The following is a 20,929-nucleotide window of genomic DNA, read 5'->3' as shown; positions in this document are numbered from 1 at the left end:
CACTAAAATCTAAATTGCAGCCGTTTATCCCAAAAAAAAACTAATGGTTACACCATCTCAAGTAGCGGAAATGATTCAGACTGGATTGCCAGACGCTAAAGTAAAAGTTGATGATTTAACTGGTGGTGGCGACCACTACCAAGCCAGGGTAGTTTCTGCGGCCTTTGAAGGGAAAAGCCGAGTACAGCAACATCAACTGGTGTATGGTGCTCTCAAACAAGCAATGGCTAGTGAAGCCATCCACGCTTTGGCTTTGCAAACTTTCACTCCCGCAGAATGGGACGCGCAAAGTCAAGTGGCTTAATTGTTGAGCGAGCAATTGAGTTCAGAAATTGGTTAATGTGTCAATAGTTGCTTAACCAGCAACTGTCACTGTTGAAAATTATTCAAGCAATATTTAGGAGCGACCATGAGTACAGCAGCACATCAAAGAATTGACGACTTGGTTAAACAAAACAAAATCATGGTCTTTATGAAGGGCAATAAATTAATGCCCCAGTGCGGTTTTTCTAACAACGTAGTGCAAATTCTCAATACCTTGGGAGTGCCTTACGAAACTGTGGATGTTTTGGCAGACCAGGAAATTCGTCAGGGAGTAAAAGAATATTCCAACTGGCCGACAATTCCCCAAGTTTATATTAACGGCGAATTTGTTGGTGGCTCGGATATTCTGATCGAAATGTATCAGAAAGGCGAATTGCAAGAAGCCGTAGAAGTTGCTTTAGCCTCTTAAATCATGGGAGGGCAGAAATTTTGGAGTTCTGAATTTGGAACTCTAAATTTTCCTAAATTCCCAAATTCCCAAATTCCCAACCTTAACGGCTGTAGGGCGGACACGGCCGACCCTACAAAAATATGATTTTTTGTGCCGACAGATTCCAAACTGCTGACTATTACAGATAAATTTTGTATTAGTAATAGCCGGATTCAGGCTGGGGCATGGGCATTTCAAAATTGGAGGGGTCGTGAATATAACGGGCGGCTTCTTCCTCCAATCTGTGAATCAGGTAGGGTTCTAAACCGTTTGAATGACGCAGGGCTGCCAAATACCCGTCTAAGTAGAGTCGCAGGTCATCAAAACGATAACCTCTATTCCACATTTCGACGAGGGCGTCGGTGAGTTTTTGGTAGTGCCGGATGGTTTGGGTGTCTTGAAGCATGGTGTGAGGTTGAAATCCTTTGTGGTTAGTACAATGACGGCGGGATTTAGAAAATGCTTCGACTGTGGCCCAATTGCTCAGGTCTAGGCTATTGCTAAATAACAATTTCTACCCTGCTAACAGGTTACCCTCCATAAAAAATTTCACGGGCTAGTTGGCACGACTCAAAGTGTGTAAACGCTAGATGGATGATTCATCCTGGGTTGAATAGAGTCGGGAAGTTATTTAATTTTATGGTCAAACTGTGTCAGTGGTCCGGCTACCGAGGGAACGGTGGTCGTTATTTTAGTTTGAGTTTGCAGATTTGTCAACTTCCCAGGAAGGGATTTTTGGTTGGGAATCTGTTTTTGCCGAGGATTGAGGCCGGCGAGTCGATCGAATGCATACTCTAATACTTTCATTGTAAGATAGTCACCAGAGCGCTGGAATCTTTCTGGAGTCTCAATCGGCAAAATTTGACAAAATTTTTAAAATTGTCACCCTTGTCTTGTTCATAGCTTTATAAGAAGCAACAGACACGACTTAAATCAAAACTCCAAACTCACAACTTAATATTCCCCAATCACAGCCATAAAGTTTTGAATCTTCACCAAAGTCCTCTGACAGGCTGTGGTGTCCGTGCAGGTGCGGGGGCTGGGGCAAAGACGGGACGGGCTGGAGGCGCAGTGGTGGGCTGCACGCTGCGACGTGGTTCCACTGTCGTTGTCGTTTCGGTACGAGTTGTTTGAGTTGTCGTAGTCGATCGCATACTATCCTGAAGCAATGTTTGCAAAGTCCCCGCTAAACCTTGAACTTTTGCTACCGCACCCCCAATTTTGGCAACATCTACATAAACTTCCGGCAAAGGATACTGTTTCAGGATTTCCAGCACCGAAACTTTCCCGTCATCGCTGGCTGCGAGGATCATCGCGGCGCGCAAAGCTTTGCCACTTTCTGTATTGCGTTGAGTCCGAATTGCTTGACCAACTTCGTCAGTAATTTTTTCTCCTGGGGTACTGTAGACTACCCGCGCTAGATTAGCTGGCTTTAAGCCAATTTCTAGGCCCATCAACCCGCGCAGGGTTCCCGCATCCATTTTTGATACTCCGATAATTTGTCGGATGGTGGTGGTAGTTGTACCGTTTTTCGCAAAGTCTTCTAAGTCGCTGACATTAATGGCTTGTCTGATGGGGCCAAAGGTGAGGACAACTTTTTCGGCGCCTAATGCTTTAGTATTCGTCGATAATATGCTAGCGCTTGCTCCTAAAAATACGGTGATGCCGATCGATACAAATTTTGTTAACTTCATAATTGACTGCAAAATTAAAACTAATTAGATCCTCCTCCATTATTGTAGATGCAGCAGTTATATTCTACAAGCTCGCAACCATTTTTTTTTACAACAGCTACACATACAAGATTTTTTTTGATAAATTGTTCTCAGAATTAAGTTGAATATCCACCATTAATTCTGGGAAATTGCCCCCATTAATTCCTTGGAAAATCAGTATAATTCCATCATGTTAAAAGCCAAGCGTAAATCCCAGAAGTCTAAACGCAAACACAAACACAAACACAAAAACCAATACCAACATCCAGGATTCAGTAAAAAAGAAATAGCTGCCCAAAAACGTAAAACTTCACAAAAGCGCAATGAACTCATCCAGGCGATCGCGATTTACACCTTAATCAGCACCGTTGTCATCATCCCCCTATTATTTGTTACCCGCGCCAAACTTGCCATTGCAGCAGGCTTCGCCGTAGCAATCTTGCTATTTTCCTACAAATATCCCCGTCAAGCTCTGTGGGCATTTCTGATTTACCTACCTTTTAGCGGGACCATCACTTACGCCATTGGCGGCGGAAATGCAGCATTTCAAGTAGCAAAAGATGCTTTCTACATACCTGCTCTCATCGCCCTTATTCAAAGCTGCAAAAAGAAACAATTGCCCATCTTCCTTCCCAAAGAACTGATTTTTACCTTCAGCATCCTCTTCATGATGGCAATGCTGACTTTAATTTTTGTCAACGGGGATATGCAGCTTAACCCCATAAAGGGTGAGAAACCCTTGCTGCAAGGAATTGTCGGCTTAAAAGTATTGATCGGTTACATACCGCTGATCGCCAGTACCTATTATCTGATCCGCACTAAGAAAGATTTGATATTTTTTAGTCGAATGCACATCATTTTAGCGATCGTCTGCTGCATTTTGGGTTTAATTCAGTATCTATTGCTGCAAAGTGGGAGGTGCGCCGGCACGCGAGGAATGTCGGGAGCAGAGTTATATAAAGCCACCTTACAAGCTAGATGTTTGGTTGGTGGTTCTCTAGTATTTAGTCCCGAAGTCAAGTTTATCCGTTTACCAGGCACTTTTGTCGCCCCTTGGCAGTGGGCATGGTTTTTAATTTCCAATGCTTTTTTGACCTTTGCTGCTGCTTTTTGCGACCCTTCCTTCTGGTGGCGAACCATCGGTTTATTTGGCATGGCATTAGTATTTGCCAACGCCGTTATTTCGGGTCAAAGAGCTGCTTTAGTTATGGTTCCCGGTGCTACCTTTGTGCTACTAATTCTCACCGGTCAATTAGTAAATTTTAAAAGATTCATTCCCATTGGTGCAGGACTTGCTATCTTACTATTTGTCGGTGCAGCCATTAACCCAGGAATTATCGAGCAGCGGTGGGAGAGTTTTATTAACCGCTGGAATGCCGCGCCACCCCAACAGTTTCTGTTTAATCAATTCGAGCAGAGCCATAATTTTATTATTGACAGAAATCTGGGGAGAGGTGTGGGAAGAGCGACGAATTCAACCCGGACTTTTGGTGCAACCCAACTCATAGAAACTTTTCAACCTAAGTTGATGTACGAACTCGGTTATCCGGGAATGATTGCTTTTCAGCTCATGGTGTTACACTTAGCTTTTCTCACTTTTAGAGCTTACCGTTCGGTGAAAGACAAAAGTTTACGGACCTATGGAGCTAGTTTTTGGGTATTTGTGGCATTTATTACCATCAATACTCAATACTATCCGCTGGATGTAGATCCAGTATCAGTTTATTACTGGGTTTTGGCTGGGGCTATCTTGAAGTTGCCAAAAATTGACAAACAGGTGCAGGAGGAAAAAAACGAGGAAGTTGATGTAGATGAATTACCCGATCGCCAACAATTAAAGGAGAAAAAGATTCTAGCATCTTCCCCCATTTGAAAATAGAGACTAGGCGATTGAAATAACTCAAAAGTAAACGAAGTCCACTCCTAGCGGACTCCGAGAAAATTTTAAATTTTGAGTGGGATTATTGAGGTTGCCAAACTGGAGTGCTAGCATTCAAGTCATTGTTACTACTCAATTTAATCACTCCCGAACCGTCGCGATTGATTACATACAAATTGCTTTTGTCCCCTTTAATATCATTAAAAGTAAAAGCAATTTGCTGGCTATCAGAAGACCATGCTAATTGAGAAATTCCTGACAATTCTAATTGAGCAGCTAACGGAGTCAGCTTGGAACCGTCAGCATTAATTGTGTAGAGTTTTTGTTGGTAAAAATCTCCGGTGGCGAAGGCGAGATTTTTGCCATCGGGAGACCAGGAAAGTGCGTCGTATCTGGTGGGCTTTTTGGTGATATTTTGGGCGGTTCCGCTGTTAATATCGATCGCATAAACATCTTGCTGTTTGCCACCCCTATCCCCCGCTTTGTTGTAATAGTAGGCAAGCCGGCGGCTGTCTGGCGACCAAAATAGTTTGACGTTGTAAGCTTGATTTTGGGGATTGTTCGTCAGTTGTTTGAGGTTGCTACCATCAGTATTGATGGTGTAAATTTGTTGTTGAGGATAGGTTCCCAACCAGAAAGCAATTTTGGTGCGATCGGGAGACCAAACAAGTTCGCTACCACCCGAAACATATTCTCCTGGGGTTTTAGTTAATTGAGTCATGCCCGAACCATCTGCATTCATTTTGTAGATGTTCTTGTCTTTAACAAATGCTACCTGTTGGGCATCCGGTGACAGGTAAAATTCCGAAGAAATTTCAGTTTGAGGCGGTTGTCCTCCTACTGCCAAATTCCGAACTAATTTAGTTCCTTTAATACCTGTAGTATCGCTGGTATACAGAGATTGACTACCCGGTGTATCCGATGTAGAACCGTCGCAAGAACGCCCAAACACAAGTTTTTGACTATTAGAAGCCCAGGCAATTCTAAAATTAGCTGCTTTGCAGAAATCTCCAGAAAATTGTTTAGTTAATTGAGAACCATCCGCATTGACTGTATACATCTCCGTATCGCTACCCACGAAAGCCAGCCGCTGGCCGTTGGGAGACCAAGCAAGGGCGGGACTAACATCTATGTTGGGGGCAAGTTCGCGACGCCCAGAGCCATTGGTATTGACTGTAAATAAACTGTTTCTTACCTCGCCACCACGCCTCTGAAGCGCCAAAAATGCCAGTGTCTTCGGTTTTTGAGCTGCGGGTGTGGGAGGGCTTGAGAGGCTCAAAAACAGGGTGATGAAGAGTGTGAGTGAAAATAGGGCGATCGCACCAATTCGCCATGTTTTTTTTAAACGCATTTTGTCAATTTATCTCCTTACTTGTCAGTCGGGCGGTTTCAACTCACAACTCATTCCAGGGGAAAGGTTGTGAGTTACAAAGCAGAAAACTATTAAAGTGTTTGTCGATCGATATGTCGCGACAACATCAAACTCTGTTTGATTCTACCAAGAATTACCTCGATCATTTTTTTGCGCGATGGATTTTTGGCGGTGGGAGGCATACCTAATTCCAAACAAATCAAACTCAAATCCGTTGCAGTCATAGACAACAACTTTTTCCTCACCTCTTCTTCCTTGCCATTTTTAGCTTTTAAGCGCAGTTGTTCATAAATTTGGAGTACCTGTTCCGGCGATAAACTAGCAGGTTTATCCGTAGTTACCTCTGGTGGAGATACCGTCGCTTCAGAGACTTTGGAAATGGCAGAAATTCCTCCCCGCCGGACTTTAGCCTCAATCCTAGTTAGTTTCCGAGAAACCTCGCGCAGGATTTCCTTAAGTTCGCTAATTTCATCAACTAACTGCGAGGTTTCTTCATCCTCACCCAAACTTTCTTTTTTAATCATTTTATTTTTTAATCATTTTAGATACTCCGCACACTCACTCCAAAGTTGTTCAAATTCCCTAACTAATTCTCGTGGCAATTCTCCTTCATTAATAGCTCGTTTCAAACCGACACTTTCGCGAATAGTCGATTCTAAAAACTTAACTTCTATATTATTGTCTTTGGAGATATCAGCGCAAAGTCTTTTCACCTCTCTCATATAAAACTGAACCTCGTTAGTCAGCAATCCTCCATAGATTTTAGCTTTGTTCATAAACACTGCTATTTTGGGGAAAGGATAAGGTTCAATCCGCTTTTGCAACGAGTTTAAGACCAAACTCAATCCCCTAGAACCAAAGTAATCTGGATTTACGGGAATTAATACTAAGTCGCAACAAGAAAGTACGCTGTAAGTGAGGATACTAAAGGAAGGAGAACAGTCAAACAGCATCAAATCATATTTAGGGAGAGTGGCAGATTTAGCTGGGTTGAGGGAGTTAACGGAGTTGGCAGAGTTGCTAATTTTGCTGATAAATCTGCGGATGAAGTCTTTAACATTTTTCCCATCAAATCCGTCCAGATCCAACCAATACAATTCTTCTACGGAAGGGACAAAATGTAACTGTTCATCAACTTGATAAATCGTGTCGAAACCAACGGGAAATTTAAAATTAGGTCCGTTTTTTTTAAACAGTTCGAGAGCATCGTAAATTGTGCGCCTTTCCCGGAGTGATTTTTCATACCACTTACCAAATTTGTCATCTAAATGACCTGTACTTTCATTAAGTCCGATCGCCTCTGTGAGGGACATCTGCGGGTCTAAGTCTAACATTAGAACTTCGAGGTCTGTGCCTTGGGATATAATATTTCCCAGGCTCCAAGTGACGGTGGTTTTCCCGACACCGCCTTTGAAGTTGATTACGGCTATGGATTTTGGAGTCATGGTTGCCTTTGTTTAGATTTTGCTCAAATATAAATTAAAACATATTGTGTGACTGAGTTCAGCTTGCGATCGCCTAGGAGGGTCAGGATTTGCCCAGGGTTCTCAAACTTAGACTTTGATAGTATATCATTGAAAATGGTAAAATTATTCCTAAATATCCCTGATTTAAGAAGCAAATAACTAAAAAATATCCTGTTATTTGCCAAACAGATTTAACTAAAATCAAGCCTGTCAAAACCAAGTCAAACTTTTAGATCAAGTCGCGATGGAAGCAAGTCTAGAACGGGAGTATCCCGATTTTTTAAGGGCGAAGCATGACCGCTGTAAATCTCTTGTTATCACTAATAAATTTTCTGCGGTCATCTTCGCCCCTACGAATATATTTGCACTCATTGAGATGCACCCGTCTAGAACAGGCTGGAGGGCCTGTTGCACAGTAATTATTGGGGGTTGCTCAACAAAATACTACTATTGGCCCTAGCAGTTATTTCGGTAGATAGAGGTGCGATCGCCAGTCCCTGTGAAAATCTAATAACAAGCTCAAAAATACCAAAATTCGCGATCGCCCCCAACCCGCCATGCAAGGAACAAATCAACTCAGGACAGCAGCGCTACTAGGACTTCTCAGCGGCCTTCTAGTTTTAGGTAGCTATTATTTAATCGGCAACGAACAAGGACTTTACATCGGCTTAGCATTAGCCGCCTTCAGCAGTTTTAGCTCTTGGTACTACTCCGATACCGCAGCATTAATGGCTTACCGCGCCCGCCCGATCGCCCGCAGCGAAGCTCCCGAAATCTACGATATGGTAGCATCATTGAGCGCCAAAGCCGAAATTCCCGTACCGAAAATCTTTGTAGTTCCGACTCAATCTCCCAACGCATTCGCCACAGGAAGAGACCCGGAACACGCGACAATAGCAGTTACCGAAGGCATCATCAAACTGCTTTCCCGCGAAGAATTGGAAGGCGTGTTAGCCCACGAACTAACGCACATTCGCAACCGCGACACTCTCACACATCCAACGATAGGCGGTTTCAATTTCACCAAAAGCGGGTGGTTGAATTAGGACTTGATAACTCATAGACGGGGAGGAATGTTGAACTGCTGCTGTAGCGCTGTCATGGCTCGATCGGCTGGAATACCTTCACCTCGCTCGAAGCTTTCTAGTCCTTTACGGATGCCAATAATAGCTTCTAGGTAGTCGATACGATCTAGCAGTTGTTCGTAGGTATTGAGTTGGGGGTGTAGAGACGATTTGAGCGATCGCACCAAACTGAGAATATCCGCCAGCAGTTCGTCAGGGGTGGTATCGATTTCTTGGATGAGGAGTTCTTTGATAGTCATCACGGAATCTCAGGAGGATTGATACTTTGATTATACGATCGCTCTTTCATTTTAGGCGGTCATCAGAAACAAGAAAGGGCGATCGCTCTTGATACGTGAAGGGCGATCGCACTATCCGTGCAATCATCGCATTAGAATAGTGGAAATAGAATAAGATTGTGAGCGGTCAACAAATGGCACAAATTACCACGACTGAATTAACCCAAACCCGACCGACTCTATTGATAGAGGTCGAACGTACCAAAACCCCTCTAACCGTCATCCATGAAGGAAAAGCATTAGTAATTATTTATCCTGCGACCACCCAAACTCTACGTCCCAGCTTTGGCGCAATGAAAGGAAGCGGTGAAATATTAGGAGATTTAATTGCTCCTGTCGCCGAACCGTGGGAGGTTTTAGAATGAAACTTTTACTCGATACCCACATTTGGCTGTGGTATTTACTCGGCGACCCGCGCCTATCGCGATCGCTTCAAACGGCGATCGCCGATCCTAACACCGAACTTTGGCTGAGTCCAATTAGCATTTGGGAGACACTCATCCTTGCAGAAAAAGGACGGATATCTTTACAGCCAGATCCTGTAACATGAGTTAACTTAGCTTTAAAAACCCTGGAAACTCGTGAAGCTCAAATGAATCACTCCATTGCGATTTTGAGTCGCGAAATTGCACTGCCTCATCAAGACCCCGCAGACTGATTCATTAGTGCCACAGCTATTTACTATGGATTAACATTAGCCACAGTTGATGCCAACCTTACAGGCAATTCGGCGCTACAAACACTCAGTTAGGCAATAGCGTAATGAAGCCATACAACTTTCGGGTATAATGACCCTCGGCGAGATGGGATATTTTATATTTTTGTAGGCGATCGGTCTTGATGCGCGATGGGCGATCGCTCCGATCGGAAAAAATCTGAAGGGGTTGTGCTGGCATGACTCGATCGCCTATGATAAACAGTATAGTTCAGGAAAATCTATGCCTGCAAAAGATATCTTTCATGCTGTTGTACGTTCAGCTTTGGAAAAGGAAGGGTGGATAATTACTCACGATCCTCTGTATCTCAAAGTAGATGAGGATAAGTTATATGTGGATTTAGGTGCGGAAAATAATTTATTAGGAGCAGATAGGTATGGACAAAAAATAGCAGTAGAAATTAAATGTTTTTTAGGTCTTTCAGTGATTAATGAGTTTCACGAAGCTATTGGTCAAGCTTGGAACTATAAAGTGGTCCTAGAAGATCAACAGCCCGATCGAGTCCTTTACTTAGCAGTTCCGAAAGATATTTATGAGGAGTTTTTTACTCGACGTTTAGCTCAAATGTCAGTGACGCGGATGCAATTAAACTTGCTTGTATTTAATCCTGTAAAAGAGGAAATTGTATCATGGAGATAGAAAAATATAGAGAACTGATAAAATCGATTATTGAAAAACACTCTACCTGCGATTATGAAGATCCAGAAGTGGAGACTCAAATTGCTTTCGATCGCGATCGCGATCGCTACTTGATGTTTCATGTGGGCTGGCGCGGGGAAGGACGAGTTTATGGATGTGTGATTCACATTGAGATTAAAGACGGTAAGATTTGGATTCAACGGGATGGAACTGAGGTGGGAATAGCTAACGAGCTAATTGAATCGGGAGTACCTAAGTCGGATATAGTTCTGGGATATCGATCGCCCTATATGCGGAAGTTTACAGAGTTGGCCGTGGGGTAGTGGCTGCGATCGGAAAATGAGTAGAATTATTGCACTGTTTGATATTTGCTGTGAGGGATCTCGCTCTTTCATTTTAGGCAATAGCGTAATGAAGCCATACAACTTTCGGGTATAATGACCCTCGGCGAGATGGGATATTTTATATTTTTGTAGGCGATCGGTCTTGATGCGCGATGGGCGATCGCCTTCATCCTGAATCTGGCGATATTAAAATCCAGGATTCCAACTCCAATGGCTGAACCGCTTGAATACGTTGGAAGTCTCGATCTGCTGTCACTAGAGTGAGTTGATGCTGGATTGCAACGGCGGCAATCCACAGGTCATTTTCACCGATGCCCAATTGAGTCATGTTGGTTCTACGGCGTTGGGCTTTGTCTTTTGGGGCGTAGCGATCGAAAACTGCCGCTTTGAGGTTGCCGTAAATTTCGGCGGTGATTTCGTCGATGGGGTAGATGTATAGCCCAAGCAGGAAGCGTTGAACTAAGGCAAGATTTACCTGTCGTTGTTGCGATCGCGCCGCCATGTCAATCAGCTCACCCTTAACGATGGTGCAGGTTGCGATCGACTCATCCCCAAGGTTGGCAAGGCGATCGAGTATTTGAGTGTTGCCTAGTAGGGCATAACTACAATGGTTGGTGTCGAGGAGAAACATTATTCAAAGGGATTGGGGCTGTAGTCAAATTGTGCTTCACCGCGTGAGTTTTGGACGGCTTCTAGACATTCTTGGAAGTCGTCGCCCGACCAAGTGCCGATTGTCTGGAGGTGAGCGAGGAAGGATTTAGCAGATGTGATAGAAGGTTTGGTGGAGAGAGATTTCATGAAAGTGAGGGCTTCGGCAAGCCTTGTGCTGGGCAAAGCTTCGATTGCTTCGAGGAGTTGTTCTTTGATGGTCATAGGGTGTGCCGGAGTTTTTGACTTACGGGCGATCGCTCTTTCATTTTAGGCGATCGCTCGTCAGAAACAAGAAAGGGCGATCGATCTTGATGCGAGATCGGGCGATCGCACTGTTAACCAGGCAGCAAGTCATTAGAATAATTAGGCTCAGCATCAAAGTCCCGTATGGTACTTCCTGGGAACTGCATCAACTCTGTCAATTTCTCTCTAGTGATCTCGACAATTTCTAGAAGAGCTTGTTGGATTTCATACGGATCTTCATCTAAACTCTCTTTAACAATAGACGCCCATTGAGCATCAAGAAAATCCTGAATTGTTTTATAGTAGGCTGAATTTTCTGTATGGTTTTTTCTGTGAAAATCATAAGGCAAAGGCATTAAGTTTTCATCGCCATCTTTCTTAAAAACACCATACCTTTCTGCTTCCCTAACTAAAGGATGCTTCTTGCAAAGATCGTGGGGAATGATGTGATGATTACAATAGCCTCCACCTAAGCTTTTATATTTTTTTCCCTGAAGGCGATTTATCGCTTCTAATTGTTCATCGTTAAGCTTGTCAAGAGCAAGATCGGAATATATATTTATCCTGCGCTCGGCTACTTTTTGATCGGGAAATTTTAAAACTAAATCTCCAGTCGATGAGTTATATCTGACTAAGTATTCGCCTGGTTTTATTTTCCAGTATTGACATATCCATTCGGGAACATACCATACAGACCAATCATTGTCAATGCCCATATTATTCACATCGCCTTAATAAAACCAAGTAACTTCAGAAGAATAATAAACAAAGTTTCTCTTTCATCATCACTCAACGCATCTTGCAGTTGAGAACGCAATTTTTGGCGATCTAGACCTTTGAGCTTTCGGACAACCTTTTTTTCATCAGGTTCTAGTTTATTGCGGTTTTCAAGTTCTTCTAACTGTTTACCAAATTGCTTTAAGATACTTTCAGGCGTAGATTTTTCTAAATCTTGTCGGAACTGATTTGGATCAAATTCAGGTTGCTTATTGTCCCAAGGAGCAGGGATAGGATTACGACCATCACCTAGCCAAAGGTCAAGAAGCCAAAATATTACTCCAACTAAAAACATTGATATCCAAAACCACCATTTGATGATTTTTCCAAGAACTTCAAAGACCTTACCTGATATTTGCAGGAACTTTTCGACGAAATCTTTTGCTTTTTCTGGCTTTCGATCTTCAGTCATTTTATCTCCCAAGTTTGCTGCCTAAGTGAAACTAAAAGCTGGTAAATAGGGTTTGCTCAATATGTGAAAAAAAGGTTGGGCTTGCTGGCATCAACCCAACCTACTAACTAATCATTCATAAGAGCATTGGCAACTTGCACAGCAGTATTGATAACATATTTGGAAAAGTTTTTACTTCCATCAATTTTCTTGCCATTTTCATCTGTCACAGCGAACCATGACAGATTGCCATTGCTATCAACACCACCATGAAGGCGCTCTTGACCAGAATTATTTTCAGGACGAGCAATAAATTCATATGAACCATCAGAATTTTCCTTAGTAATTCTGATTAAATTACCATTACCATCTGGTTCATAACGTTTGTCTGACATCAGTTTACTCTCGTAAATATTTCTCTTATTTTCCTTACAAATCAAAGCTTTGTCTACCCCCCAAATGCTCGATTTTGTTAGCAATTTTGTTGGCTACTCCAACTCCCCCTGTGTGAAAAATGCCAGAAAATGTTGGAAAATGCCAGAAAATGTTGGGAAATGTTAGGTATAATACGCAAAATCCCAACATCCACGATGCTGCATGAATCTTAAGGAAGTGTTAAAAATGGCTGACGAGATGGTGTTTGCCAAAACTGGTCAGCACCTCGATAACTTACAAGAGGCTATTCTGCGAGGAACCATGCAAGGTGAGAAATATACCAAAATTGCCGACGAAATTCACTGTAACGAGAGTTATGTTAGGCAAATCGGATCGGAATTATGGCACATACTCTCAGAAGAGTTGGGAGAAGATGTCAATAAAACAAATTTTCGATCGGCAATGGGAAGGTTTATATTTGAAAATGTCTCTAATTTTGAAAACGTAGCAATTAGTAGTTTTAACACCTGTGGAGAAGGAAGACACCCACCAAATATCCCAAACTCACACCCACCAAATCAGGAAACATCTAACCCACAACAAACCAAAACCTCGCATCAAGATTTAAGCCAAATGCCGGAATTGGGTGATTTCTTCGATCGCACCCCCCAACTCCAAACCCTCACAACCTCGATTCTACAACAAAACAGCCGCCTCATAGCCCTCACAGGCATCAGCGGCATCGGCAAAACAACCCTAGCAGTAAAACTCGTACAACAAATCAAAAAAGAGTTTGAGTACGTTATTTGGTGCAGCATAGACGCATCCCACACCCTAGATGAATTTGAACATAAACTAATACAGTTTTTTTCCCACTCAGAAAAACAAGATTCATCCCCAACCAACCAGAAACGCTTACCGCTGATTAAATATTTACAAAACCATCGCTGTTTAATAGTCTTAGATGACGTTCAAAACCTTTTCTGTAGTGGCGAATTGGCAGGAAAGTATAAACCCGAATGCGAAGAATATCGCTCCCTATTCAAACAGATAGAAAAATTATCCCATCAAAGTTGCTTTCTGCTAATCGGTTGGGAACAACCGAGAGAAGTGACTCAATTTAAAAACCAAAATACTCCCATTCGTACCTTACAACTCAAAGGTTTAGACATCGCAGCCGGACGGGAAATCCTGAGAGATTGTGGGTTAGAAGAAATTGACAACAGTGAAGCACTCATTCACCGCTATGAAGGCAACCCGCTATGGTTAAAAAGCGTGGCGAATCTGATTCAAGAGCTGGGAATCGACGCGACTGAGTTATTAATAGATGATACCATATTGTTACCGGAAGATTTGAAAGATGTTTTACAGCAGCAGTACGATCGCACTTCCGAACTAGAAAAACAAGTTATGTCATTGTTGGCGACAGAAAACCAGCCAGTCAACCTAGCAAAATTGCTAGAAAAAGGACAAATATCATCATCAGATTTACTCAACGCGCTCCAATCTTTATCGAGGCGCTGCTCGATCGAAAAAGAAGGAAGTCTTTACACTTTGTCACCTGTACTGAAGCAGTATATCAAAGGGTTGTAACTGAGATATTGCACTAATATCAATAAGGGGCTTTTTTCTGGGTGGGGGCGGGTTTACGAGCTTGTGGGTTTTAGGCAATTATTGTTGGTGAACCCTTCGACTACGCTCAGGGCATCGCCCGCCCCTACAAATCTTTGATATGGGGTAAGATTTCAATTATACCCAATCCGGCTTAAATACCTCCTTTACTTCTTAGTCTGCGGAGGCAGACTTTGTTTGTGTAGAAGCGGTTTTAACCGCCAAATCATAAAAGAGGGTGACTATGCTATCATAGAATCCAAAACTTATTGAGTCGAGTTATATGACCACAATAACTACAATCACAACCGCCTCCCAACTAGCAGATTACTACATCTGGTTCGCCAATGACGTAGGCTCCTATCTCAGCAACCACAAGCTACAAAAACTATTGTACTACGCCCAAGCATGGTATCTAGCCTTTGAGGATACACCGCTGTTTGATGAAGATTTTGAAGCCTGGGTGCACGGGCCGACTATCCCGGCTTTGTTTTATGAATATAAAGAACAATTTGACTTTAAGCCAATTCTCAAGGAAGTCGAAAAACCAGAGTTTCTAGAAGAAGTACAAGAGTTTTTAGACGAGTTATCCGATGAGTATTTCTTTTGCGATGCCTATGAGTTAGAATTAATGGTGCGTCGCGAAGACCCTTGGATTAATGCTAGAGGTGAGTTGCCAAGAGATGAACCTTCTCATGCTATTATTACGAAGGAATCAATGAGAAGATTTTACAAAACCCGTGTCATCGAAGAAAATTAAAAAGGCAGATATACGTCGCCAGCAATCTTTATCTAGTATCAATCGTCTAGATGTCAAAATACCCGAAGGAATTAGTTTTTCTTTCAGGTATTATCAGGATGATAAAGATAAGTTCTCCATTGGCGGTAGAGATGCTAAGTATCTAGCATCTCTATTGAGAAGGCTGCGCGATTTGTCACAATTGAACTCTCAAGAAGTTATCAATAATCAGAGTAAAAGTCTGCGCTGTCATGGCATAGTTTGGCAAGATACTACTGAACCTAATGGTTTTGGGATTCCCAATGAATCTGCGTTAGTAAATATGCCATACCAGTTTCAAATCTCTGCTAATGAATACGGTCGGGTACATGGATTTTTTAGTGAAAATATTTTTTATATTGTTTGGCTAGACCCAGACCACAATCTTTATAGTTGAAATGATTATACTTTTTAGAGTGTCAATTTAACAATTTACAAGTTGATAAATATCAAAAAACGCAGGTGGTCTTGTTATTATCTGCGTTGATCAGTGGTTAAATCAAACAGGATTTACGCACTCCGAATAAAGAAACCGGGTTTTTTCCGAATTTGTCGCCGACAGCGGAGTATTATCGTAAAAACCCGGTTTCTGGGATTCCACTGCGACAAAGAAACCGGGTTTTTTATGAATCTCTCACCTATAGCGAGTATTCTCGTAAAAACCCGGTTTCTGGACCCCCAGAGAAACCCTGTTAAACTCAAGCCGCAGCCTTATCTAAAGGCTGTACTTCAGCGAGGTATTTGTGCAATTGGTCGCCTTCAACTACTTCAGTTTCTAATAGCTTTTGCGTGATTGTTTCCAACAATTCCCGATTAGCTTTTAGGATATCCAAAGCTTGTTGATGTGCAGTTTCCACAATTTCTTTGACTTCTTGGTCGATCGCCTCAGCAGTCTGAGCACTTACCGCACGGCGCGGATTTCCCGAACCATCGTTAAGGAACATTGCTTGTTGACCGCGATCGTAAGCAAGAGGCCCCAACACCTTACTCATCCCGTAAGTTGTCACCATCCGTTCCGCTAAATCAGTCGCCCTTTGCAAGTCGTTGGAAGCGCCGGTAGTAATGCTACCAAACACAACTTCCTCAGCCGATCGCCCTCCAAGTAGTGTAGCAATCTGACCGCGCAACTCCGACTCATCCAACAAGAAACGATCTTCAGTCGGTACTTGCAACGTGTAACCCAATGCAGCCATACCGCGAGGGACGATCGAGATTTTCGACACTTCGCCGCCGCCAGTCATCACAGCGCCAACCATCGCGTGCCCGACTTCGTGATAAGCCACAATCTTTTTCTCTTTGTCGTTGAGCACCCGGCTTTTCTTTTCCAAGCCAGCTACAACGCGCTCAAACGCCTCATAAAAGTCTTCCTGCGCGACAGTGAGACGCTTGTTACGAGCAGCTAGCAAGGCAGCTTCATTGACCAAATTTGCCAAGTCTGCGCCCGAAAAACCGGGGGTGCGAGTGGCGATCGCCTTCAAGTCAATATCCGGGCCCAACTTCACTTTTTGAGAGTGAATGTTCAAAATTGCTTCGCGGCCAGATAAGTCTGGGCGATCGACCAAAACTTGGCGATCGAAACGGCCGGGGCGCAACAAAGCAGCATCCAAACTTTCCGGGCGGTTAGTTGCAGCCAGCACAATTACCGTAGTATTGCCCGCAGCAAAACCATCCATTTCAGTTAATAATTGATTGAGAGTTTGTTCCCGTTCGTCATTCCCACCAAAAGCAGCATTAGTGCTACGAGATTTACCGATCGCATCCAACTCATCAATGAAAATAATACAAGGAGCCTGCTTCTTAGCCTGCTCGAATAAATCTCTAACCCTTGCAGAACCAACACCGACAAACAGTTCCACAAACTCCGAACCAGAGATGCTAAAAAATGGTACACCAGCTTCACCAGCCACTGCTTTTGCTAACAGAGTTTTGCCAGTTCCCGGAGGTCCGACTAACAGCACACCCTTCGGAATGCGCGCGCCAATTGCCGTAAATCTGTCAGGAGTTTTCAGGAACTCAACAACTTCGACCAATTCAGTTTTAGCCTCTTCAACTCCAGCCACATCAGCAAAAGTAATTTTCGCCGATTCTCCTTCCACGTAGACCTTAGCTTTGCTTTTGCCGATCGAGAGTGCACCCTGCGGACCACCACCGCCCCGGTTCATAAAAAATTGAAAAATCGCCACAAAAATCAGTGGCGGAACTACCCAGCTCAAAACACTGCCGATCCAGCCATTTTTAGCCGGAGGAGTTGCAGCAAATTCCACACCTTTGTCTTGCAAAAGTTTAGGTAATTCCAGGTCAAAAATCGGGGTAGTTGACAGAACTTGTCCTGGTTTATCACCTTCACCTTTGAGTTGGTAGCGAATTTCATTTTGACCTACCGAAGCTCTGACTACATTTTGTTCTTGCACTTGATGAACAAACAAACTGTAAGGCACTTGGGGAATTTGGGGTCCGAACAAATTCGGCAAAAAGATGTTAGCCAGTAAAAACAGACTTGATAGCAATAACAAGACATTGCTAATTTGCCTAAAACGAGGCGGTTGGGGCTGGTCTTTAATTGCCATTGATAACAGTCATCCTTTAATATTAAGCAGTTTAATTCATTTATTTTCTCATCAAATACGCACGCGGTGTCAATCGGATTTCCTCACTCTATTGGTTCGGTTAACTGGGCTGCACCTATTTGGTATTAAAAACTAACCGCGAAGACGCGAAGGACACGAAGGAAGAGCAGAAAGTTATAGTTATGAATTATTGGTTAATAGTTAATGAATGGTTTTTACTTCAGAATCCCTTTAAGATTCTCTCGCTCTTTTCTTACTTCGCGCCCTTTGCGTCTTCGCGGTTCGATATAGTAGAATTCTGGCTAACCGCCAGACACATTCTTCGCAAACTCTTCCCGTCCAGAAACCAAATTAGCTGGGACACCGTTGGGGTAATTTTGCGCGATTAAAGCTTGCAACTTTTCAACTCGATTTCCAGGATTCGGGTGAGAGCTCAAAAACTCCGGCTGTCCCCCGCCCTTTCTCGCAGCACCGAGAATTTGCATCACTTCCACAATAGCTTGAGGATTGTAACCTGCTTCCGTCATGAACCGAAAACCGAGCCGATCGCTCTCAAGTTCATCAGACCTACCGTAACGCAAACTCACCACTTGATTGACCGCCTGAGCAATTACAGCAGCTTGCTGACCTCCCCCGCGCTCGTCGCTGGCCGCCACCCCCACAGCCGTTACCAAAGACCTACCCAACTGCTGTTTTGCCAAGTGTTCCGCAGCGTGGCGCCCGACAACGTGACCGGCCTCGTGCCCCAGTACGGCGGCCAACTGCGCCTCGGAATTCAGCCGCCGCAGCAGCCCCGCAGTGATGAAAACTTGTCCTCCCGGTAGAGCAAAAGCATTCACCGTTTGAGGATCGCGCAGCAGGTGGAACTCAAAGGGATAAGGCGCTTGTTTGGCCGTGGAACCGTTGACTACCCGTTTTCCGACTCGATCGACATATTGTTGAATTGCCTGACTGGGATAAAGCCCTCCGTACTCGGCCGCCATTTGCGATCGCGATTGCAATCCCAAAGATATCTCTTGTTGCGGAGAAAGTTGCACGCGCTGTCTCTCTCCTGTGACGGGATTTTGTACGTCGCTGGTATAATAGGTAATTGCCCCAAAAAATGCCATTAATAGCCCGATCGCCATTCTGAATAAAAATTTGTTCATAGCAGTTCACCTAAAAAGTTTAGCGATGATAATACTAAATTAATAGTTATTATTGCATCTATCTGAAGTATTAAATATAAAATTTATTAGGTATTTTTTGCATGGTTGCAAACATGGCTTTTTTAACGAACCGCGAAGGCTCGAAGTAGGCGAAGTAAGAGGGAATAATATCGTTTCCGGTTGTCTCGGAATGATTAAACCACAGAGAACACAGAGGACACAGAGAAAGAGAAGAGAGAAATAATAATTCCGATGTCAACGGATTTGATATAAGAACCCCCCCCTACCCCCCCAAGGGGGGAGGGAAGAGGGAGGAAGTCAGTGGTTATTTGTTGCCAAATAACAAATAACTAATAACAAATAACTAATAACTAATAACAAACTGTTTAAAATATGTTTCAAGCTACTCGTCGTCGTCTTGCTGTTTGGTACACAGCCGTTACTGCTGTATTGTTACTATTATTTGCTACGGGTTTCTATTTTTATGTCCGCAATACTTTAATCGATCGCATTGATGATACGCTCAATCATGTGGTGGAAATCGTAGAGCGATCGCTTGTCATTGAACCTTTAAAAAAACCGCTTTCTGCTGCTGATGTTTTGTCGGGAACTAAGTTTCAAGTGAATGTTCAAGGGAGTTTTCGAGATGGTAGCGATGCTGTTGATGATGACCATATTGATTTAGAATGGTTTAGTCCTACAGGTAAATTGCTATGGTCTACTTTGTCGGAACCTTTGAATATTCCGATTCATGCTAATCGCAGTGGGGAAACGGTTTGGGTTAATCATCAGTTGCGCTTTGAGGGAGTGGAAAAGAGGGATTTAACCGCAGAGACGCACTTGGCGCCGAGGGGAGAAGTGGCAGATTTTGATGGTGGTTTAAAGGAAAGTGTGGAGGAGCATCGAGATTCGATCGCCCAAATTGCTAATCGCGTCTCGACAAAACCTATTAGCATTCGGACAACTCAAAACTATTCTCTCAGACAGGTGACGCAACGAGTGGAAATCGGCCGCCAAGTTTTGGGATATTTGCGAGTCAGTCATCCTTGGTTTGAAGTGACAAAACCGATTCGCCAATTAATTATCGATTTGATTTTGGGTGCGAGTTTGACGCTGATTTGTGTAGCAGCTATTGGCTGGCTGTTGTCGGGATTGGCGATGAAACCTGTGCGAGAATCCTATGGGCGTCTCAAACAGTTTACTGCGGATGCTTCTCATGAACTCAGAAATCCGATCGCCACTATTCAAACTAATGTTCAAGTCGCTTTGGCGGAACCGGATATCGAACCTCAGCAATATCAACAGCTACAAGTTATTGAACGCCTAACTCGCCGTTTGGGACGTTTGGTTGATGATTTGCTATTTTTAGCTAGACAAGATAGTGGTATCGTACAGCAGCAGTGGATTGTGGTTCCCCTGGATGCTTTGTTGATTGAAGTGATTGAAGAACAACTGGCGATCGCCAAAACCCAAAATCTCTCTTTATCCTTAGAAATAGTCGATTCACCAAATACAGAAGGTAACTTTACAGTATTGGGAGACTGGGATCAACTAGCCCGACTTTTTACTAATCTCCTTAGCAACTCTGTACAGTACACGCCCTCTGGCGGTGAAATTCAAGTGGAATTGCAGCTTGGAGTCAAGATGTTAAATCCCGCACTGCAAGTCAAAGTCACAGACACTGGTATCGGTATTTCCCCAGAAGCATTGCCGCACATATTCGATCGATTCTACCGCGCCGATCCCGCCCGCACTCACCGCAGCGCCGCCGGTTCCGGTTTAGGATTGGCCATCGCCAAAGCCATTGTCGAAAATCACCGAGGCCACATCCACATAGACAGCCAAGTCGATCGAGGTACCGCCGTTATCGTCACCCTCCCCGCCCACAAATCAGAAACATCTCGCCCCTAAAACTTCCCCTCTTCCCAGGGCTGTTTCATTCTTTGTAGGGGCAATCCCCCCGTGGTTGCCCCAATCTCTGAAACACCTACAAAATCCTGGATGGGGAGGGTAGGAGGCATTGGTGTCAACTTAAGGTCAAAGGTAGCCACAGACTGCTGTTTGACTATTAAATCTAGATCCCCCCTAGCCCCCCTTAAGAAGGGGGGGATAAGAGTCCGATCTTTCGTCCCCCTTCCCC

Annotated in this window: 27 protein-coding genes; 12 read left to right on the top strand and 15 right to left on the bottom strand. The window is 43.6% G+C overall.

Annotation, left to right across the window (positions count from 1 at the left end; genetic code table 11):
• Positions 1–43: 43 nt before the first annotated feature.
• Together ACBR23_RS13230 and grxD are read left to right on the top strand one after the other, a co-directional pair.
• Positions 44–304 (top strand): BolA family protein, encoded by a 261-nt coding sequence (locus ACBR23_RS13230; RefSeq protein ID WP_340522120.1) that lies wholly within the window; start codon positions 44–46, stop codon positions 302–304.
• A 105-nt stretch (positions 305–409) separates the two neighbouring features.
• A complete protein-coding gene (gene grxD / locus ACBR23_RS13225) occupies positions 410–733 on the top strand; it encodes a Grx4 family monothiol glutaredoxin (RefSeq protein WP_341737099.1) in 324 nt (107 codons plus the stop codon).
• 178 nt (positions 734–911) lie between these two features.
• On the opposite strand, the gene ACBR23_RS13220 is transcribed toward grxD, so the two are convergent.
• Both ACBR23_RS13220 and ACBR23_RS13215 read right to left on the bottom strand, forming a co-directional pair.
• Positions 912–1,160 carry a DUF6761 family protein gene (locus ACBR23_RS13220; RefSeq protein WP_340522145.1) on the bottom strand — a complete coding sequence of 83 codons (249 nt, stop codon included), beginning with the start codon at positions 1,158–1,160 and terminating at the stop codon, positions 912–914.
• A gap of 586 nt (positions 1,161–1,746) precedes the next feature.
• Positions 1,747–2,448, bottom strand: a complete 702-nt coding sequence (locus ACBR23_RS13215) for an alpha/beta hydrolase (RefSeq protein ID WP_371116244.1) — start codon at positions 2,446–2,448, stop codon at positions 1,747–1,749.
• 211 nt (positions 2,449–2,659) lie between these two features.
• On the opposite strand from ACBR23_RS13215, the gene hpsL reads away from it, so the two are divergent.
• The gene (gene hpsL, locus ACBR23_RS13210) at positions 2,660–4,342 is read left to right on the top strand and encodes a hormogonium polysaccharide biosynthesis protein HpsL (RefSeq protein WP_371116245.1); all 1,683 of its coding nucleotides are present in this window, start codon (positions 2,660–2,662) and stop codon (positions 4,340–4,342) included.
• An 88-nt stretch (positions 4,343–4,430) separates the two neighbouring features.
• On the opposite strand, the gene ACBR23_RS13205 is transcribed toward hpsL, so the two are convergent.
• From ACBR23_RS13205 to ACBR23_RS13195, 3 genes are all read right to left on the bottom strand, one after another.
• Positions 4,431–5,699, bottom strand: coding sequence for a TolB family protein (locus tag ACBR23_RS13205; RefSeq protein ID WP_371116246.1), 1,269 nt, complete (start codon positions 5,697–5,699; stop codon positions 4,431–4,433).
• Positions 5,700–5,791: 92 nt separating this feature from the next.
• On the bottom strand, positions 5,792–6,244 hold the full coding sequence (locus tag ACBR23_RS13200; protein ID WP_371116247.1) for a hypothetical protein: 453 nt from the start codon (positions 6,242–6,244) through the stop codon (positions 5,792–5,794).
• Positions 6,245–6,256: 12 nt separating this feature from the next.
• Positions 6,257–7,165: a ParA family protein gene (locus ACBR23_RS13195; protein ID WP_371116248.1), complete on the bottom strand. Its 909-nt coding sequence runs from the start codon at positions 7,163–7,165 to the stop codon at positions 6,257–6,259.
• Between the two features lie 578 nt (positions 7,166–7,743).
• Here ACBR23_RS13195 and ACBR23_RS13190 point away from each other — a divergent pair.
• Positions 7,744–8,232, top strand: coding sequence for a M48 family metalloprotease (locus ACBR23_RS13190; protein ID WP_341737105.1), 489 nt, complete (start codon positions 7,744–7,746; stop codon positions 8,230–8,232).
• An 11-nt stretch (positions 8,233–8,243) separates the two neighbouring features.
• Here the strand turns inward: ACBR23_RS13190 and ACBR23_RS13185 are convergent, their stop codons facing one another.
• Positions 8,244–8,510 (bottom strand): hypothetical protein, encoded by a 267-nt coding sequence (locus ACBR23_RS13185; protein ID WP_341737106.1) that lies wholly within the window; start codon positions 8,508–8,510, stop codon positions 8,244–8,246.
• Positions 8,511–8,668: 158 nt separating this feature from the next.
• On the opposite strand from ACBR23_RS13185, the gene ACBR23_RS13180 reads away from it, so the two are divergent.
• Together ACBR23_RS13180 and ACBR23_RS13175 are read left to right on the top strand one after the other, a co-directional pair.
• The gene (locus tag ACBR23_RS13180) at positions 8,669–8,914 is read left to right on the top strand and encodes a type II toxin-antitoxin system Phd/YefM family antitoxin (RefSeq protein ID WP_341737107.1); all 246 of its coding nucleotides are present in this window, start codon (positions 8,669–8,671) and stop codon (positions 8,912–8,914) included.
• Complete coding sequence (locus ACBR23_RS13175; RefSeq protein WP_341737108.1) at positions 8,911–9,099, top strand: PIN domain-containing protein; 189 nt, start codon at positions 8,911–8,913, stop codon at positions 9,097–9,099. The genes ACBR23_RS13180 and ACBR23_RS13175 overlap by 4 nt, the downstream gene beginning before the upstream one ends.
• Before the next feature lie 193 nt (positions 9,100–9,292).
• Here ACBR23_RS13175 and ACBR23_RS13170 read toward each other — a convergent pair whose 3' ends face one another.
• On the bottom strand, positions 9,293–9,445 hold the full coding sequence (locus tag ACBR23_RS13170; protein ID WP_341737109.1) for a hypothetical protein: 153 nt from the start codon (positions 9,443–9,445) through the stop codon (positions 9,293–9,295).
• 42 nt (positions 9,446–9,487) lie between these two features.
• Here ACBR23_RS13170 and ACBR23_RS13165 point away from each other — a divergent pair, with 42 nt between their 5' ends.
• Positions 9,488–9,904 carry a XisH family protein gene (locus tag ACBR23_RS13165; protein ID WP_341737110.1) on the top strand — a complete coding sequence of 139 codons (417 nt, stop codon included), beginning with the start codon at positions 9,488–9,490 and terminating at the stop codon, positions 9,902–9,904.
• Positions 9,895–10,227: a XisI protein gene (locus tag ACBR23_RS13160; protein WP_371116250.1), complete on the top strand. Its 333-nt coding sequence runs from the start codon at positions 9,895–9,897 to the stop codon at positions 10,225–10,227. The genes ACBR23_RS13165 and ACBR23_RS13160 overlap by 10 nt, the downstream gene beginning before the upstream one ends.
• A 187-nt stretch (positions 10,228–10,414) precedes the next feature.
• Here ACBR23_RS13160 and ACBR23_RS13155 read toward each other — a convergent pair whose 3' ends face one another.
• From ACBR23_RS13155 to ACBR23_RS13135, 5 genes are all read right to left on the bottom strand, one after another.
• On the bottom strand, positions 10,415–10,879 hold the full coding sequence (locus ACBR23_RS13155) for a type II toxin-antitoxin system VapC family toxin (RefSeq protein ID WP_371116251.1): 465 nt from the start codon (positions 10,877–10,879) through the stop codon (positions 10,415–10,417).
• Complete coding sequence (locus tag ACBR23_RS13150; protein WP_371116253.1) at positions 10,879–11,121, bottom strand: hypothetical protein; 243 nt, start codon at positions 11,119–11,121, stop codon at positions 10,879–10,881. Before ACBR23_RS13150 ends, ACBR23_RS13155 begins: the two co-directional genes overlap by 1 nt.
• 113 nt (positions 11,122–11,234) lie before the next feature.
• Positions 11,235–11,858, bottom strand: coding sequence for an AHH domain-containing protein (locus ACBR23_RS13145; RefSeq protein ID WP_371119699.1), 624 nt, complete (start codon positions 11,856–11,858; stop codon positions 11,235–11,237).
• Positions 11,859–11,863: 5 nt separating this feature from the next.
• Complete coding sequence (locus tag ACBR23_RS13140) at positions 11,864–12,331, bottom strand: hypothetical protein (RefSeq protein WP_371119698.1); 468 nt, start codon at positions 12,329–12,331, stop codon at positions 11,864–11,866.
• A gap of 107 nt (positions 12,332–12,438) precedes the next feature.
• A complete protein-coding gene (locus ACBR23_RS13135; RefSeq protein WP_371119697.1) occupies positions 12,439–12,705 on the bottom strand; it encodes a hypothetical protein in 267 nt (88 codons plus the stop codon).
• 202 nt (positions 12,706–12,907) lie between these two features.
• On the opposite strand from ACBR23_RS13135, the gene ACBR23_RS13130 reads away from it, so the two are divergent.
• The 3 genes from ACBR23_RS13130 (at position 12,908) to ACBR23_RS13120 (ending at position 15,471) form a co-directional block, all read left to right on the top strand.
• A complete protein-coding gene (locus ACBR23_RS13130) occupies positions 12,908–14,278 on the top strand; it encodes an NB-ARC domain-containing protein (RefSeq protein WP_371119696.1) in 1,371 nt (456 codons plus the stop codon).
• A gap of 301 nt (positions 14,279–14,579) precedes the next feature.
• Positions 14,580–15,056, top strand: coding sequence for a Panacea domain-containing protein (locus tag ACBR23_RS13125; protein ID WP_371116261.1), 477 nt, complete (start codon positions 14,580–14,582; stop codon positions 15,054–15,056).
• A complete protein-coding gene (locus tag ACBR23_RS13120; RefSeq protein WP_371116262.1) occupies positions 15,037–15,471 on the top strand; it encodes a hypothetical protein in 435 nt (144 codons plus the stop codon). The genes ACBR23_RS13125 and ACBR23_RS13120 overlap by 20 nt, the downstream gene beginning before the upstream one ends.
• A gap of 301 nt (positions 15,472–15,772) precedes the next feature.
• Here the strand turns inward: ACBR23_RS13120 and ftsH4 are convergent, their stop codons facing one another.
• The gene (gene ftsH4 / locus ACBR23_RS13115; RefSeq protein WP_371119695.1) at positions 15,773–17,641 is read right to left on the bottom strand and encodes an ATP-dependent zinc metalloprotease FtsH4; all 1,869 of its coding nucleotides are present in this window, start codon (positions 17,639–17,641) and stop codon (positions 15,773–15,775) included.
• A 302-nt stretch (positions 17,642–17,943) separates the two neighbouring features.
• On the bottom strand, positions 17,944–18,789 hold the full coding sequence (locus ACBR23_RS13110) for a M48 family metalloprotease (RefSeq protein ID WP_371119694.1): 846 nt from the start codon (positions 18,787–18,789) through the stop codon (positions 17,944–17,946).
• A 393-nt stretch (positions 18,790–19,182) separates the two neighbouring features.
• On the opposite strand from ACBR23_RS13110, the gene ACBR23_RS13105 reads away from it, so the two are divergent.
• Positions 19,183–20,700, top strand: a complete 1,518-nt coding sequence (locus ACBR23_RS13105) for a sensor histidine kinase (protein ID WP_371119693.1) — start codon at positions 19,183–19,185, stop codon at positions 20,698–20,700.
• On the opposite strand, the gene ACBR23_RS13100 is transcribed toward ACBR23_RS13105, so the two are convergent.
• On the bottom strand, positions 20,697–20,929 hold a 233-nt coding region (locus ACBR23_RS13100; RefSeq protein WP_371125653.1), incomplete at its 5' end, for a hypothetical protein. The genes ACBR23_RS13105 and ACBR23_RS13100 overlap by 4 nt on opposite strands.

The sequence above is a fragment of the Microcoleus sp. genome, from assembly GCF_041354475.1.
GTDB lineage: Bacteria > Cyanobacteriota > Cyanobacteriia > Cyanobacteriales > Microcoleaceae > Microcoleus.
The sequence above is the reverse complement of the archived record's forward strand: the minus strand, read 5'-3'. Positions and strand labels throughout refer to the sequence as shown.